The organism is Stenotrophomonas sp. YJH_SMC_57, assembly GCF_059369755.1.
In genome coordinates, this window is record NZ_JCAFSZ010000021.1 from 1 (window position 1) to 14,590 (window position 14,590).

A 14,590-nucleotide genomic window follows, 5' to 3' on the forward strand; every position below is an offset into this window, starting at 1 on the left:
CGAAGCTGACCTGGTCGATCCGGTACGCACCGCCGGCCGCTGCGTCGTTGTACAGCCCCATGTCGACGGTGATGCGATCGCCATTGACGTGCGTCAACAGCAGATCGCTGCCGGCGCGGCCAAGACGGATATCGCTGGCGGCGATCCCGGCGCCGAAGCGCACCGTCTCGACCCGGCCAACACCGGTGTCGCTGACGATGATCCGGTCGCTGCCCCAGCCCAGATCAAAGTGATAGGTATCACTGCCGGCGCCGCCGCGCAGGATGTCATTGCCACCGCCACCGATCAGCACATCGTTGCCACCGGCCCCATCCAGCTCGTCGTTGCCCTCGCCACCGTCCAGAATATCGTTGGAGGCATAGCCCAACTGGCGATCGGCGCCGGGGGTCGGCTGCAGCAGCATCAGCTTGATCTGGTCCATCGTCCACAGGGTGCCGTCGGCGAAGCTGACCTGGTCGATCCGGTAGTAGCTTCCGGCCACCGCGTCGTAGTACATGCCCATGTCGACGGTGATGCGATCGCCATTGCTGTGGGTCAACACCAGGTCGTTGGTGGTGCGGCTCAAGCGGATGTCGCTGGCGAGGATGCCTTCGCCAAACTGGATGGTTTCCACCCGGCCCGTGCCGGTATCGTTGGCGACGATCTTGTCGCTGCCCCAGCCCAGTTCGAAACGGTAGGTATCGCTGCCATTGCCGCCCCGCAGGGTATCGTTGCCACTGCCGCCGATCAGCACGTCATTGCCGGCGCCTCCGTCCAGATCGTCGTTGCCGGCATCTCCATACAGCGTGTCGTTGCCGCCTTCGCCGAGGATCTTGTCGTTGCCCTCCCCTCCACGCAGGGTGTCATCGCTGGCATAGCCAGTGATGCTGTCGGCACCGCTGGTCGGCTGCAGCAGCATCTGCTTGATCTGGTCCATGCTCCACAACGTGCCATCGGCGAAGCTGACCTGGTCGATCCGGTAGTAGCTTCCGGCCACCGCGTCGTAGTACATGCCCATGTCGACGGTGATGCGATCGCCATTGCTGTGGGTCAACACCAGGTCGTTGGTGGTGCGGCTCAGGCGGATGTCGCTGGCAAGGATGCCTTCGCCAAACCGGATGGTTTCCACCCGGCCCGTGCCGGTGTCATTGGCGACGATCTTGTCGCTGCCCCAGCCCAGATCGAAGTGATACGTGTCGCTGCCAGCGCCACCGCGCAGGGTATCGTTGCCGCCGCCGCCGATCAGCACATCGTTGCCGGCGCCCCCGTCCAGATCATCGTTGCCGGCATCTCCATACAGCGTGTCGTTGCCGCCTTCGCCGAGGATCTTGTCGTTGCCCTCTCCTCCGCGCAGGGTGTCATCGCTGGCGTAGCCAGTGATGCTGTCGGCACCGCTGGTCGGCTGCAGCAGCATCTGCTTGATCTGGTCCATGCTCCACAACGTGCCATCGGCGAAGCTGACCTGGTCGATCCTGTAATAACTTCCAGCCAGCGCATCGTTGTACAGCCCCATATCGACGGTGATGCGATCACCATTGCTGTGGGTCAGCACCAGATCGTAGGTGGTGCGGCTCAGGCGGATGTCGCTGGCAAGGATGCCTTCGCCAAACTGGATGGTTTCCACCCGGCCCGTGCCGGTATCGTTGGCGACGATCTTGTCGCTGCCCCAGCCCAGATCGAAGCGGTAGGTATCGCTGCCATTGCCGCCGCGCAGGGTATCGTTGCCACTGCCGCCGATCAGCACATCGTTGCCGGCGCCCCCGTCCAGATCGTCGTTGCCGGCATCTCCATACAGCGTGTCGTTGCCGCCTTCGCCGAAGATCTTGTCGTTGCCCTCGCCTCCACGCAGGGTGTCATCGCTGGCGTAGCCAGTGATGCTGTCGGCACCACTGGTCGGCTGCAGCAGCATCTGCTTGATCTGCTCCATGGTCCAGATGGTTCCGTCATCGAAGTGGACCTCATCGATACGATAGGCGGTACCCGCCAGCGCATCGTAGTAAAGGCCCATATCGACGGTGATGCGATCACCATTGGCATGGGTCAGCAACAGGTCACTATACGAACGGCTCACCCGGATATCGCTGGCCAGAATACCGGCACCGAAGCGGATGATGTCAGTCCGCCCTCTGCTGGTGTCATCGTTGTAGAGCCGGTCACTGCCCCAGCCCAAGTCGAAATGATAGGTGTCGTTGCCGAAACCACCACGCAGCTTGTCGTTGCCAGCACCACCGATCAACAGGTCGTTTCCATCTTCACCTTCAAGGTTGTCGTCGCCCTGCTCCCCCAGCAGTACATCGCTGCCATCACCGCCGACAAGCCGGTCATTGCCGACCCCGCCGGCGATCTCGTCGTCACCGCCGTTACCGTTCAACCTGTCATCGCCTTCCCCCCCCACAAGGAAGTCTGCGCCTGCCCCCCCGTTGATCGTATCCGCAGCGGTCCCGCCCCACAGCCAATCCTGACCGCTGCCGCCGCTGGCGCTGCCCTGGACCAGGCTGATGCCGGCCCGCGCCAGCACTTGATCCCCTCCGGCCAGCGCACGGGTCTGGCGCACCATCTCGGTCAGGACCGAAAGACCGGGCCAATCCGCCATTTCCATCTGTGCGCTGGCGTAACGCTTGATGTCCATCACGTCCTGCAGAGCACCCAGCGTGTCGCCTTGCCATTTAGCCCACAGTGCCGCCGTCATGCCCGCCGTGTCCCAGCTCAGGCCCTGGCTGCCGAACACGGGCCGGAACGACGCCATCACGTCCTTCAGGCGCACGCCCAGGGCCAGGGCGCCATACACCGAATCCACCAGGGCGGCATGCGCCCGCAACAGCGGGGCGATCTGTTCGGGCCACAACTCGACATCGATCTCGGTCTGCATCGCGCCGCCGCCGAAGCCGCGGCCACCGGTGCTGACACGGTCGCCACTGATACTGACCAGGGTTGAGCCATTGAAGCGTTCAAGCAGCGCGATGATCGGCCCCAGCGTGGCGTGCTGGGCGGTCTTCCAGGCACTGACGGCGCTCTCGCCCTGTGCCTGCACCGACTGCGGAACAACGCCGTGGTAGCGCAGGGTGCGCCCACCGGCTTCGCCCTCGATGATCTCTTCGCCGGTCTTCATGCCCGACGATGCGGCCCACAGGGTGACGATGCCGTCGATCCTGGCCAGCAATGCGTCGCGGGACATGCCAGGCACCACCGCCTGCAGTGCCTGCAACAGCGCCGGCGACAGGCTGGCCGCCTCGCGAAGATCGCGCACCGCGCCGGAGCCGCGCAGGTCCGGCAACGCCTTGACCGCGTCCAGCAGGGTCACCGGATGGCTCCCGCGGTCGAATTCGCGATAGAAATTCTCCACCGCGAACTGCATGTCGACAATGGCGCCGCTGCTGCCATCGGTGCGCACGTACGTGCCGTGGTTGTCGATGATGTTTCCGTTGCCGAGATTCTGGTCATCGACGCTGTGCGGGGTCAGGCCGATCGACGCGATGCCCAGCCCCTCCAGGGTGAACAGTTCAGTGGCCTGCGAGATGCCGTCCTGGTTGAGATCGCGCCACACCCTGACATCGGCAAACCGCGCGTCGCGTGCGTCGAAGATGCCGTCGCCATTGCTGTCCAGGCTGGACAGTGCCGCAAATCCGGACCGTGGTTGGCTACCGTCCGGCAAGGGCGTGTCGACGCCGAACAGCTCGGTACCGTTGTCGATCCGGCCATTGCCATTGCGGTCCAGCACCAGCAGCCCATCGTCCGGGCCAATCCAACCGGTGCCCTGGCGCACCCCATCGCCATCGTGATCGAACAAGACGCCGGCTCGTACCCCGACCGTCTCGATGCCGTCGCCATCGAGGTCCAGCGCCAACGGATCCCGCCGCGGCACAAGGTTGCGGGCCGCGGCGAAATCGCCGCCCACGCCGTCACCCAGACCCAGCGCACCGAACAGGTTGTCCCAGAAATTGCCCAGATCGCCGATGTTCGGACCAATGAACGCATCGTACAGCTGGCCCGCTCCCCACGACCCGAGCAGGCCGATGCCAAGGCCCAGCAGCATGGGCGCGCCAAAGAAGGCGGCCGCACTACCGGCAACGATGCCGGCAAGAATGCCGAGCGACGTCTTCAGAATCTCGTTGCTGTCACCCTCGGCCAGCGCCGACAGCAGCGAGACCACATCCAGCACGGCTCCGATCTTGCCGTAGCGCGCGTCGATCAGATCGGCAGCGCGGCCACTGCGCGCTGCACGGATTTCCAGTGCATCGGCCTTCGCCAGTCCGGCCAGCGCCTTGTTGAGGGTGGCCCGTGCACTCGCATCCAGATGCTGGGCCATGCCCGCACTGTTCTTCTGCACCACCGCCGATGCATCACGCAGGAACTGCGCATGCGCCGTCTGCCGCGAGACTCCGGCCAGCACGGCCTCGCTCTGTGCCTTCAGCGCCTTGGCCATGTCGTCCAGGAACGTGTGCTTGGCACCGTCGCCGCTGGCCGCGGCAAGCACCAGCGGAATCACGTCCTGTATGTCCGGCCCTTCCATGCCGGGGGCCTTGGCGGTCTCCTTCATCAACGCCCACAGCATCGACAGGTTGAACTGGTCCTGGCTGACCTTGACCCCGTTGTGCTCCAGCGAATAGGCACCGGTCGCCGGATCTTTCCGCAGCACGGTGATCGACCCGTCGTGGTTGAAGATCGTCATGTCACCGGTGTCCGGATCGATGACGTAATTCTTGGGCAACTGCCACGTCTGCGTGTTCATGTGCTCGCTTCCTTGTGAAGGTCGGTACTGCAGATGCCCTCTGCACGGTGTTGCAGGCACGCGCACCGATGCATGCCTGCCCCCTGCGCTGCTGGCGGCGGTTTCGATCAGGCACAACGGGAACAGCGCCGGCACAGTTGCGCGCCAGCGCCTGCTACGGACTACGATGCGGAATCGCGAACCAGCGGCCCCCTCGGGGGCGCAAACACGGACGCGGCCGGGATCCTTTCCCGCCGCCGGCAACAGACCTCGAACACTCCAGACATAACGTCCCTGCTATGCGCTGCACTCGAATGAACGGCGGTATAGCCCAAGCGACCCGGGCTGGCAAGAGGCAGCCGACGGACGGAGGTCCGCGCAGGCCCTGCCCCGGTGCCGTTCACTCCGATTCGAACCCGGTCAGCCGCCTGCGTTGGCGGATGCGGGTCGCAACAGCTTCTCCACCATCGATACCACCAGGGCGATGGCCACCCCGCACACGAAGAAGGGGAGCCAGCCCTTCAGCGCCATCGCCCAGAAGTTGCCCTGGATCGACAGCCGCAGCAGGTCGCCGCCCCGGAACAGGCACAACAGCGTTACCGGCAACGCGGCGAACAATGGCACCGCGAACACCCCGGCACGACGCTGCGCCGGCCGGAACGCCCGTCTCTGCCAGGCGCTGGGGCGGCCATCAGCGTCGTAGCAGAGCGCGCGGTGCGACCAGAACGCAGAGACCGGCACCAACAGCGGCATCAGCGCGTAGTAGACGTCGGCCGCCAGACCCAACTGCGAGTTCTGCGAGTAACGGGTAACGGCCGAAATCGCCTGCGCCCAGCTCAACCACTGCGGATGCGGCAGCCCCATCAGCTCCACCCGCCACGCCAGCGCCGCCAGCACGATCGCCACCAGCACGATGCCGATACCAGCCAGCAACGGAAACAACCGCGCCCGGCTCATCGTCCGGCGCTTCCGTACGACCACCCGTACGCCGTACGCACCCGCCAACCCGCCTGCAGGATCCGCAACATGATGTCCCTACCATGCCAATGCACACTGGAGTGCAGACCTTAGCGCCGCTCCCCCATGACCTGTCAAGACACCGCGCCGGCGGTCATGTCAGCGTGCCGCCTCGGCATTCCAGGCGGCGACCTTGGCCTTGGTCTCGGCCAGCATCCTGTCCAGCGCGGCACGGTCATACACATTGCCACGCAGGATCACGCTGTCGATCTTCTCGGTCGCGGCGATGTCCTGCAGCGGATTGGCGGTCAGCAGCACCAGGTCGGCGGCCTTGCCGGTGGCCACGCCACCGTAGCGATCCATCTGGCCGAACCAGGCCGGGCCGGAACGAGTCGCCGCCGACAGCGCCTGCGGTGCGCTCAGGCCCTCCTTCACGAACAGCTGCAGTTCCTGGTGCAGCGCGATACCCGGGAAGTTGTACGAGTTCAGGAAGCCCGCATCGGTGCCGGCGATGATCGTCACGCCGGCTTCCTGCAGCAGCGGCAGCACTGCGGCCACCTGGTGGTACTGCGCGTGACGCGCTTCGATCTGCGCGGGCGTGGCCTTGGCGGCGCGGTCCACGCGCCACTGGTAGGTGGCACGCAGGCCCGGGCCGATGTAGGCCAGGTACGGGTCGCTGGCGTGGTCATCCTGATCGAGGAAGTCGAGGATGCGACCACCGTTGAGGGTCGGGGTCACGAACACGCCACGCCTGGCGAAATCGCGGTAGGCGTGCATCGCGGTCTCGCGGTCGAAGCTCGCGTCGAGCCGCCGGTTGGCTTCGGCACGGTCGATGCGGCCGGCAGCGAAGTCGGCGGCGATCTGCGCCTCGTCCTTGCTGCCGGCCTTGAACGCATAGTCCAGGTGCTCGATCGACGCCAGCCCGGCGTCGACGGCCTGCTCCACGGTCAGCGCCATCGGGATATGGCCGGATGCCTTGAAACCCGCCTTGCGCGCGGCACTGGCCGAGTACAGGAACAGTTCCGGCTTCAGCGTGCTGTCGGTGATCTTCACGAAATCGACCTTGTCGTGCTGCAGGCGGACGATCGCCTGGTCGACGTCCGCCTCGCTGCCCACTTCGATCGTGCCCTTCCAGACCGGCTTGATGCCTTCGATCTTCGCGCCCGAACTGAGCAGGCGCGGCCCGAACAACGTGCCCTTGGCGATCTCGCCACGCCACTGCAGCACCTGCCCGGGCAGGTCGCCGGAGCAGTCACGCACGGTGGTGATGCCGTGCGCGATGTACAGCGGCAGCAGCGCCTTGTTCTCTTCGATCAGCGCCGGGCCGCCACCAAAGTGCACGTGCATGTCCCACAGCCCCGGGATCAGGTACTTGCCCTTGGCATCGATCTGGCGGGTGGTCTTCCACTGGCTGCGCAGCTGCGCGTCCGGACCAACGGCAACGATGTCCTCGCCGCGGATCACCACGCTCTGCCCAGGCAGCGTGCTGGCGTGTTCGACATCCACCACGGTGGCATTGCGGATCAGCAGGTCGGCACGCTCGGCGGCCGCGGCCGACAGCGGGGCCACTGCAACAAGGACGGCAAGAGACAGCGAATGGAAACGGAACATGGACAGCATCCTGGTGAGCACGCGCAGCGTGCGGGTGGAAGGGGTCAGGCCTCAGCGCACCGCGCCGTACTGGCGCAGCAGTGCTTCGATGTCGGTGTAGCCGCGTTGCCGCGCATGGGCCAGTGGTGTCACGCCATCGCCGTCGGCCCGTTCGGGATCGGCACCGGCATCAAGCAGCAGCTGCACGATCTGCACATGACGCGGCCCTCCATCGCCGAGCAGGATCGCTTCCAGCAATGCGGTCCAGTGCAGGCGGTTGACATGATCCACCGCAACGCCCGCGCGCAGCAGCGTGCGCACGGTGGCGACGTGGCCGCGCTCGGCGGCCGGAATCAGCGCAGTACCGCCATAGCGGTTGGTGCTGTGCAGATCAGCGCCATGCGCCAGCGTCATCGCCAGGATTTCATCCAGGCCACGCGCACCAGCGTACAGGTAGGCACTGTCCTGCAACGCATCCTTGGCATTGACATCGGCACCGGCTTCGATCAGTTCGCGCGCGGCATCCACGTTGTTTCCATGCGTGGCCAGCAGCAGCGCGGTGCGGCCCTGGCCGTCGCGTGCTTCCAGATCGGCGCCCTGCCCGATTGCCTCGCGCACGGCCTCGGTATCGCCGCGGCTGGCGGCATCGCGCAGGTGGGCATCGGCGTCCACCCGGGAGGTGGCGGTGCAGGCGGGCGTGACCATGGCCAGCAGACACACCAGCAGCGCGCGCACGAACGGTGCAGGCCAGGCACGGCAACGATGGAAGCGCATGTCGGTGTCTCCTCCTGTCGATCACCGCTGCACGGCGCGCGGCGCTCGCAATGGGTGGGCATTGCCGGTGGTTGCTTCGCATGGTAGAAGTCGCCACGTGCATCCAGAAGTGAAATGTTCAAATGCCAGACAGTGCCAAATCGAATAGAACCCTGTTCGAACTGGACCTGCTGCGGGCGCTGGTGATGGTGGCCGACTGCGGCAGTTTCACCACCGCCGCCACGCGGCTGCATTCGACCCAGTCCACGGTCAGCCAGAAGGTGCGCCGTCTGGAGGAACTGGCCGGGCACCGCCTGCTCGAACGCGGCCACCGCGACGTGCATCCCACCGATGCCGGCCACACCCTGCTCGGCTACGCGCGGCGCATGCTCGACCTGAACGAGGAAATGGCCCAGGCGCTGGCCGGCGCCACCGTGGAGACCGCCGTACGCATCGGCGTGCCGGAGGACTTCGTCAACGCGCAGACCACCCGCATGCTGGCGGCGTTCAGCCGTCGCCATCCGCAGGTGAAGCTGGAGATCAGCAGCGGACTGAGCCGCGACTTGGCGCACGGCTTCGACCATGGCGAGCTGGACCTGGTGCTGGTCAAACAACGTCGCAACACGCGCCAGGCCGTGCACTGCCGGCGCGAGCCGATGCACTGGATCGACAGCCTGCGCAGCAGTTGCCTGGGGCAGGATCCGCTGCCGCTGGTCACCTTCCCGCCGCGCGGGCTGTACCGCGACGAGATGATCCACGCCGTGGAAGCGCTGGGCCTGCGCTGGCGCATCGCCTTCACCAGCTCGTCGCTCAGCGGCATCCAGGGCGCGGTGGCCGATGGCATCGGCATCAGCCTGCTACCCCGCCGCGCGGTCATGCGTGAGCACCGCATCATCGATGGTGAGCGCGCCCTGCCGGTGATCGACAACTACGAGATTGGCCTGCTGCATCGCGCCGATGCCGATGATGCGGTGCGCGCTCTGGCGGGCGAGCTGTGGCGGCAGGTGCAGCGCGAACCGGATTGAGCACCCTGGATCCGCGCCATGCGTGGCTGCCTTTCGCGCATCAAGCATCGAAACCTGATCAATCCTGCCGCGCCAGCGCGCTGCATCGCCGGCTACAGTGCCCGCCGTTTCCGTGCCCCACCGCGCCTCGCCATGTCCGACGAAATCCCCACCCGCTTCGACCCCCTACCCGCGGCCCTGCAGACCCATCTGCAGCACCAGCGGTCGTTGATCGCTGCACGCGTGGCAGCCGGTTTCCCCAGCCTGCCGGTGCAATGGCCACTGCCAGCCAGCACGCTGCAGCGTGTGGTCGACGCCGAACTGATCGACCGTGACGACGGAGACGGCTGGGAGGCCCTTGGCGTGGCGTTCGGCGACACCCTGGCCCAGCGCGTGCCAGGCCTGGCGTGGATGCAGGTCACCGACGCCTGGGGCATCGACGCGGTGCTGCGCTATGCCGACAGCAGCCTGCAGATCGGTGCCAGCACGCTGCTGCTCAAGCGCGTCGAGCAAGGCGAGGTGATCGACATTGCCCACCTGCTGGCGTGGCTGGAGGAGTTCGTCGCGACCCGCGCCGATGATTACGCGTGAGCCACGCACCGGATTCGATCGCATCATCGGCGCATGGCGTGGATCTACAGCCAGCGGCCGTCCACCACCACGCGGCGTTCCACTGGCACTGCAGCCACGGCCGCCGGGCCATGGTCGGCACGCACCGCCACGAAGGTGGCCGGAAGGCCCTCCGCAAGGCCGTACTGCGGTAGCCCGATCACCTGAGCGGCATGGGTGGTGACCATGTCCAGCGCCAGCATCAGGTCGGCATCGGTGTAGAAGCCGGAGCGGTAGCCCAGCAGCATCGCCCGCTGCAGCAGGTCGCCATTGCCGTACGGCCACCAGCAGTCGCGGATGTTGTCGTTGCCGGCGAACACGCGCACGCCGGCGTCATGTAGCGCACGCAATGGCGGGAACGGGTGGTCGCCCGGTGCATTGCTCATGATGGCTACGCCGGCCGTGGCCAGCGCCTCGCCAACCTGCAGCGCGCGCGCCAGCGGCACTTCACCCAGCGAATAGGCATGGCTGACCGCCACCCGGCCCTGCAACCCGGCCGCCCGGGTCCGCGCAGCGATGCGCAGCAGCTGGGCCAGCCCGGTCTCGCCGGGTTCGTGCAGATGGATGTCCAGCCGCACGCCATAGCGCTCGGCCAGGCCGAACAACAGCGCCAACTGGCCTTCGGCATCGCCGTCGAGGGTGGTCGGGTCGATGCCGCCCAGTACCTCCACGCCCGCGGCAATGGCCTGCTCCAGCACTGCGGCGGTGCCTGGACAGGACATCACCCCGGCCTGCGGGAACGCCACCAGCTGGATGCGCATGATGTCGGCGCAGCGCAGCGCCGCCTCGCGCACCGCGTCCAGATGGCGCAGCCCGGTACTGGCATCGATGTCGACGTGGCAGCGCATCGCCACCGTGCCGAAGCCGCTGCACTGGCGGATCAGCGCCTCGGCCCGGTCGACCATCGGTGCCGCGCCCGCCACCGCCGCCTTCTCCACCGCCAGGCGCTCACGCAGGCTGTTCACCGGTTGGTGCGGATGCCAGCGATCACCCACGAAGCTCTTGTCCAGGTGGATATGGCCGTCCACCAGGCCTGGCAGGACGGCAAAGCCGCTCAGATCGACGCTTTCCGCACCTTCGCGCGGCGTGCCTTCTGCGTTCAGGCCGCTGATGCGTCCGTTGCGGATGTGGAAATGCAACGGTGCACCGTCGCGATCCACGCCGCCATGGACGAACTGAAGCGTCATCGGAAACTCCCGCAAAGCCAGGTCATGACGCCATCCTGCGCCCCCGGCCCCTCCATCGACCAACGAAATATCTGGATGCCATGCATTCATCAGAACGATGAATGCCGCAACGACGGCCGGCCGCTGCCACGCCGTGCACACGTCTGAACGGGTACCATAGAGGCCTGTTTCCGCTGTGATGCCGCATGGCCCCGTCCGACCGCCACGATCGTCTCCGCCGCTGGCAGGCCGCGTCCCTGCTTGCCGCCGCCCCGATCGCCAGCCTGTCCGCCACTGATGCCGCCGCCACTGCACCGCTGCAGGCACCGCCTGGACAGCAGCGCATCGCGCCGGCTGCGCTGGTCGAACGGCTGCACCAGCGCGTGCTGTCCGGGCAGAGCGCTACCGCCACCCTGGAGCACTGGTGCGCCGAGCATGGCCTCGCCGAGCAGGCACGGGTGCGTGCGGTGCGCGTGCGCGGCCAGGACAAGCCGGCACCGGCCGATGTGCTGCAGGCGCTGGGCGCGGCGCAATCCGGTACCGCCCTGCGCTACCGCCGCGTGCAGCTGGTCTGTGGCAGCCGCGTGCTGTCCGAGGCCGACAACTGGTACCTGCCCGGCCACCTCAGCCCGGCCATGAACGAGGTGCTGGACAGCACCGATGAGCCGTTCGGCCGCGTGGTCGGCCCGCTCGGCTTCCAGCGCCAGACCCTGGCCGACCAGACCTTCTGGCCGCCGCGCGGCGAAGGCGATCATGGCGTGATCCTGGAAGTGCGCGCCCTGCTGCGCGACCGCCAGCAGCAGCCTTTCAGCTACGTCATCGAGTCGTACCTGCAGCAGGCGCTGCCCTGAACCGACGGCGGGCGCAGTGGCACCGCACGATGAGTGAAAAGCAGAAGGCCCGGCAATGCCGGGCCTTTCGCTTGCAGCGGGATCAGCGGAACCGGTAGTCCAGCTGCAACCAGTACTGGCGGCCATACGGGTCGTAGTTGCCGACCGGATAGAACGGCCAGCCGCCTCCGTTCCTGTCCGCCGGCGGGCGGCTGTCGCGCAGGTTGTTGACGATCACGCCCACCGACAGGTTCTCGCCGAACTGGCGGAACACGCTGGCGTTGTAGGTCATGTACGGCCCCATGCGGCCACTGCCATCGCTCTTGGGCAGCGAGCCGAAACGGTTGCCATACAGCGTGGTGGTCCAGTCACCCTGGTTCCAGGTGATGCTGCCGTTGGCCTTGCTGCGCCACTGGTAGTCATCCAGCGAATTGCGGATGTCGCGCTCCGGATCATCGGAGAACTGCTTGTACGTGTGTTCCAGTACCACGGTGTAGGCCAGGCGCGTGGTGAAGCGGCCATAGCGGCCGGCATCGAAGCGCCAGTTGCCCTTCAGGTCCAGGCCGCGCACCGATTCGGACGCCGCGTTGATCGGGTTGATCAGCACGCGGGTCACCTGGTCCGGTTGCACGGTGGCAGTGGACGGGTTGCGGATCACCCGCGACAGCGCGTCCTGGCACAGCGGTGAGCCGATGTCGCGCGCCTCGCCGCCCAGCGTGCGGCCCAGCCGGCAATCGGCCTCATCGCGCAGGATGCGGCTGGTGTCAAGGCTGGTAACCTCGTTGTCGATGCGGATGTCGTAATAGTCAGCGCTGAAATCCAGCCCGGCCAGCGGCGACCAGACCACGCCGAAGCCATAGGACTTGGCGGTTTCCGGCTGCAGCTGAGGGTTCGCGCGGTTGCTGTAGTCGATCGACAGGCCGTTGTAGTCGCAGTTGTCGTAGGACTGGCCTGCGGTGCGGCAACGCCAGTAGTCGGTCATGCCCGGGTTGTAGCCGCGGGTCTCGGTGGCGAACACGTAATTCATGTCCGGCGCACGGAAGCTGGTCGCAGCGGTACCACGGATCAGCAGGCTCTCGATCGGGCGGAACTCCACGCCGAAACTCCAAGTGGCCTTGCCGAGGTGCTCGCCCCCGGCACGGTACTGGTCGTAGCGACCGGCCAGGGTGGTGGTCAGCGACTTCAGCAACGGCAGTTGCAGCTCCACGCCCGCCGCATAGCGGTCGCGCTCGCCCCCGGCACCGATGCCGGCGCTGGTATTCCAGAACTCTCCACTCCCCAGCCGCGGATCGGGGCGGTTGCGGTAACCCTGGCTTCCAGCCTCGACCACCGCCGCCAGCGCTGCATCACCGCCGGGCAGCCCGAACAGGCGGCCGTTGATGCTGGCGCTGAAGGTCTGCAGCCACGCCGCATTGCGGCTTTCCTGGTAATCGGACAGCCCCTTGTACTCGTTCGGCGTCAGCGGCTTGAACAGGCGTGCCGGGTCCGGTGCATAGACCTCCACGCCATCGCGCACGCCCAGCTTCGGGCCGAGCAGGTATTCGTTGATGCCGGCCAGCAGTACCGGGCGACGGGTACGGTTCTCGTAGCGGGAGCGGCTGTAGACCGCCTCGTAGTCCCAGTCGCTGTCGCCGATCCGGCCACGCGCGCCAACGTTGAACGACCACGAGTTTTCCAGGAAACGGTTGGCGTTGCGCGGCAGGCCACCGATTTCTTCCGGTGCGAAGCGGCGGTACCAGCTTTCCAGGTTGCCGGTGGTCTGGTTGTAGAAGTAATTGCGGGCCGACGTCCAGGTAGGCGCGCGGGTGTTGTTGGTGATGCGTGCGCTTCCCACGGCCAGATCGGCGAACAGGTCGGTGGTCTCGTTGACGTGGAAGGTCAGCAGGCCATACCCATTGAGGTTGCGCTTCTCGGTCTGCACGGTCCAGTAGCTGGCGGCGGCCTCGTTGCTGCCGCAGTACCAGCCCTGGCGCGGGTTGAAGGCACGGAACACACTGCCGCCGTAGATGCCCGACGCCGGGTCGCAGCCGTTCGTACCCGGGTCGATGTTGCGGCCGGTGGCGGCGTTGCGCCGGTAAGCGATGGCGGTGGCCTGCGGCGCCTTGCCGGTCGGGTCATCGTCCAGCGAATCCATGAAGTCGCGCTGGCGCGCGTGGATCGCCTTGCGCACATCGAACTCGAAGCCGAACAGGCCGTCCCAGCGCTCGCCGGAACCGCCACCGACCACCTGCACGCGCTGGTTGTCGCCACCGCCCTGCTGGGTACCGCCAGCGCGCACGTTCACGTCCACGCCCTCGAAGTGGTCCTTGAGGATGATGTTGACGACGCCGGCGATGGCATCGGAGCCGTACACCGCCGACGCGCCCGCTGCCAGCACCTCGATGCGCTCGATCAGCGCACTCGGAATGTTGGCCAGGTTGACCACGTTCACCGAGCCTTCGTAGGCCAGCGGGTAGTCGGACTGGCGTCGGCCGTTGACCAGTACCAGCGTGCGGTTCGGGCCCAGCCCCCGCAGATTGATGGTATTGGCGGCCGGGGTGAACGTATTGCCGAAGTCTTCGCCCTGCACGTTGCCGGTGTTCTCGGTCAAGGCACTCAATGCATCGAAGGCATTGCGATAACCCTGCGCATCGATCTGCTCACGGCTGATCACCGTCACCGGCGACGGCCCCTCGACGCTGGCGCGGGGGATGCGCGAGCCGGTGACCTTCACTTCCTGTAGCTGGGTGGGTGCGCTTTCCTGCGCGAAGGCCGGCAACGAGACCAGCATCAGGGACGACAGCGCGAGCACCAGCGGACGCGGGCGCAGCGCCTTGTGAGAGGCGGACATGGGCTTCCTGGAGGAGTGGGTGGTGGCACGGGCGGCGGCCATCGGCGCATAACGTTCCCGTAACGAAAGTGTCCTGAATGGGGAGTTTCAACGGAAATGACCAGCCCTGATGGACTTATGCCTGAACCGAATCAGACCTGCCGCGGCAGCGATCACGCTTTTGC

Annotated in this window: 9 protein-coding genes; 3 read left to right on the plus strand and 6 right to left on the minus strand. The window is 66.6% G+C overall.

The genetic code is table 11. The features are described 5' to 3' along the window. The 4 genes from AC5P7U_RS20140 to AC5P7U_RS20155 all read right to left on the minus strand — a co-directional run. Positions 1–4,708, minus strand: a 4,708-nt coding sequence (locus AC5P7U_RS20140) for an SPM autocatalytic domain-containing protein (protein WP_495221400.1), incomplete at its 3' end; no start/stop codon positions are given. Positions 4,709–5,107: 399 nt separating this feature from the next. Next, positions 5,108–5,644 carry a hypothetical protein gene (locus AC5P7U_RS20145; RefSeq protein ID WP_006450912.1) on the minus strand — a complete coding sequence of 179 codons (537 nt, stop codon included), beginning with the start codon at positions 5,642–5,644 and terminating at the stop codon, positions 5,108–5,110. A gap of 159 nt (positions 5,645–5,803) precedes the next feature. Next, a complete protein-coding gene (locus AC5P7U_RS20150) occupies positions 5,804–7,255 on the minus strand; it encodes an amidohydrolase family protein (protein ID WP_006450913.1) in 1,452 nt (483 codons plus the stop codon). Between the two features lie 51 nt (positions 7,256–7,306). Then, a complete protein-coding gene (locus tag AC5P7U_RS20155; protein ID WP_197564055.1) occupies positions 7,307–8,008 on the minus strand; it encodes an ankyrin repeat domain-containing protein in 702 nt (233 codons plus the stop codon). Between the two features lie 122 nt (positions 8,009–8,130). Here AC5P7U_RS20155 and AC5P7U_RS20160 point away from each other — a divergent pair, with 122 nt between their 5' ends. Further along, positions 8,131–9,012, plus strand: a complete 882-nt coding sequence (locus AC5P7U_RS20160; protein ID WP_006450917.1) for a LysR substrate-binding domain-containing protein — start codon at positions 8,131–8,133, stop codon at positions 9,010–9,012. A 132-nt stretch (positions 9,013–9,144) separates the two neighbouring features. Then, positions 9,145–9,582: a DUF3806 domain-containing protein gene (locus AC5P7U_RS20165; protein ID WP_197564066.1), complete on the plus strand. Its 438-nt coding sequence runs from the start codon at positions 9,145–9,147 to the stop codon at positions 9,580–9,582. Positions 9,583–9,626: 44 nt separating this feature from the next. Here the strand turns inward: AC5P7U_RS20165 and AC5P7U_RS20170 are convergent, their stop codons facing one another. Continuing rightward, on the minus strand, positions 9,627–10,787 hold the full coding sequence (locus AC5P7U_RS20170; protein WP_006450919.1) for an amidohydrolase family protein: 1,161 nt from the start codon (positions 10,785–10,787) through the stop codon (positions 9,627–9,629). Positions 10,788–10,972: 185 nt separating this feature from the next. On the opposite strand from AC5P7U_RS20170, the gene AC5P7U_RS20175 reads away from it, so the two are divergent. Beyond that, the gene (locus AC5P7U_RS20175) at positions 10,973–11,617 is read left to right on the plus strand and encodes a hypothetical protein (RefSeq protein WP_006450920.1); all 645 of its coding nucleotides are present in this window, start codon (positions 10,973–10,975) and stop codon (positions 11,615–11,617) included. An 82-nt stretch (positions 11,618–11,699) separates the two neighbouring features. Here the strand turns inward: AC5P7U_RS20175 and AC5P7U_RS20180 are convergent, their stop codons facing one another. After that, positions 11,700–14,426, minus strand: coding sequence for a TonB-dependent receptor plug domain-containing protein (locus AC5P7U_RS20180; protein WP_197564056.1), 2,727 nt, complete (start codon positions 14,424–14,426; stop codon positions 11,700–11,702). Positions 14,427–14,590 lie beyond the last annotated feature (164 nt).

Bases quoted from the DNA above. Each gene is read 5' to 3' on its own strand.
- AC5P7U_RS20165 (WP_197564066.1), top strand. From the start codon at position 9,145: ATGTCCGACGAAATCCCCACCCGCTTCGACCCCCTACCCGCGGCCCTG.
- AC5P7U_RS20175 (WP_006450920.1), top strand. From the start codon at position 10,973: ATGGCCCCGTCCGACCGCCACGATCGTCTCCGCCGCTGGCAGGCCGCG.
- AC5P7U_RS20160 (WP_006450917.1), top strand. From the start codon at position 8,131: ATGCCAGACAGTGCCAAATCGAATAGAACCCTGTTCGAACTGGACCTG.
- AC5P7U_RS20155 (WP_197564055.1), bottom strand. From the start codon at position 8,008: ATGCGCTTCCATCGTTGCCGTGCCTGGCCTGCACCGTTCGTGCGCGCG.
- AC5P7U_RS20145 (WP_006450912.1), bottom strand. From the start codon at position 5,644: ATGAGCCGGGCGCGGTTGTTTCCGTTGCTGGCTGGTATCGGCATCGTG.
- AC5P7U_RS20180 (WP_197564056.1), bottom strand. From the start codon at position 14,426: ATGTCCGCCTCTCACAAGGCGCTGCGCCCGCGTCCGCTGGTGCTCGCG.
- AC5P7U_RS20150 (WP_006450913.1), bottom strand. From the start codon at position 7,255: ATGTTCCGTTTCCATTCGCTGTCTCTTGCCGTCCTTGTTGCAGTGGCC.
- AC5P7U_RS20170 (WP_006450919.1), bottom strand. From the start codon at position 10,787: ATGACGCTTCAGTTCGTCCATGGCGGCGTGGATCGCGACGGTGCACCG.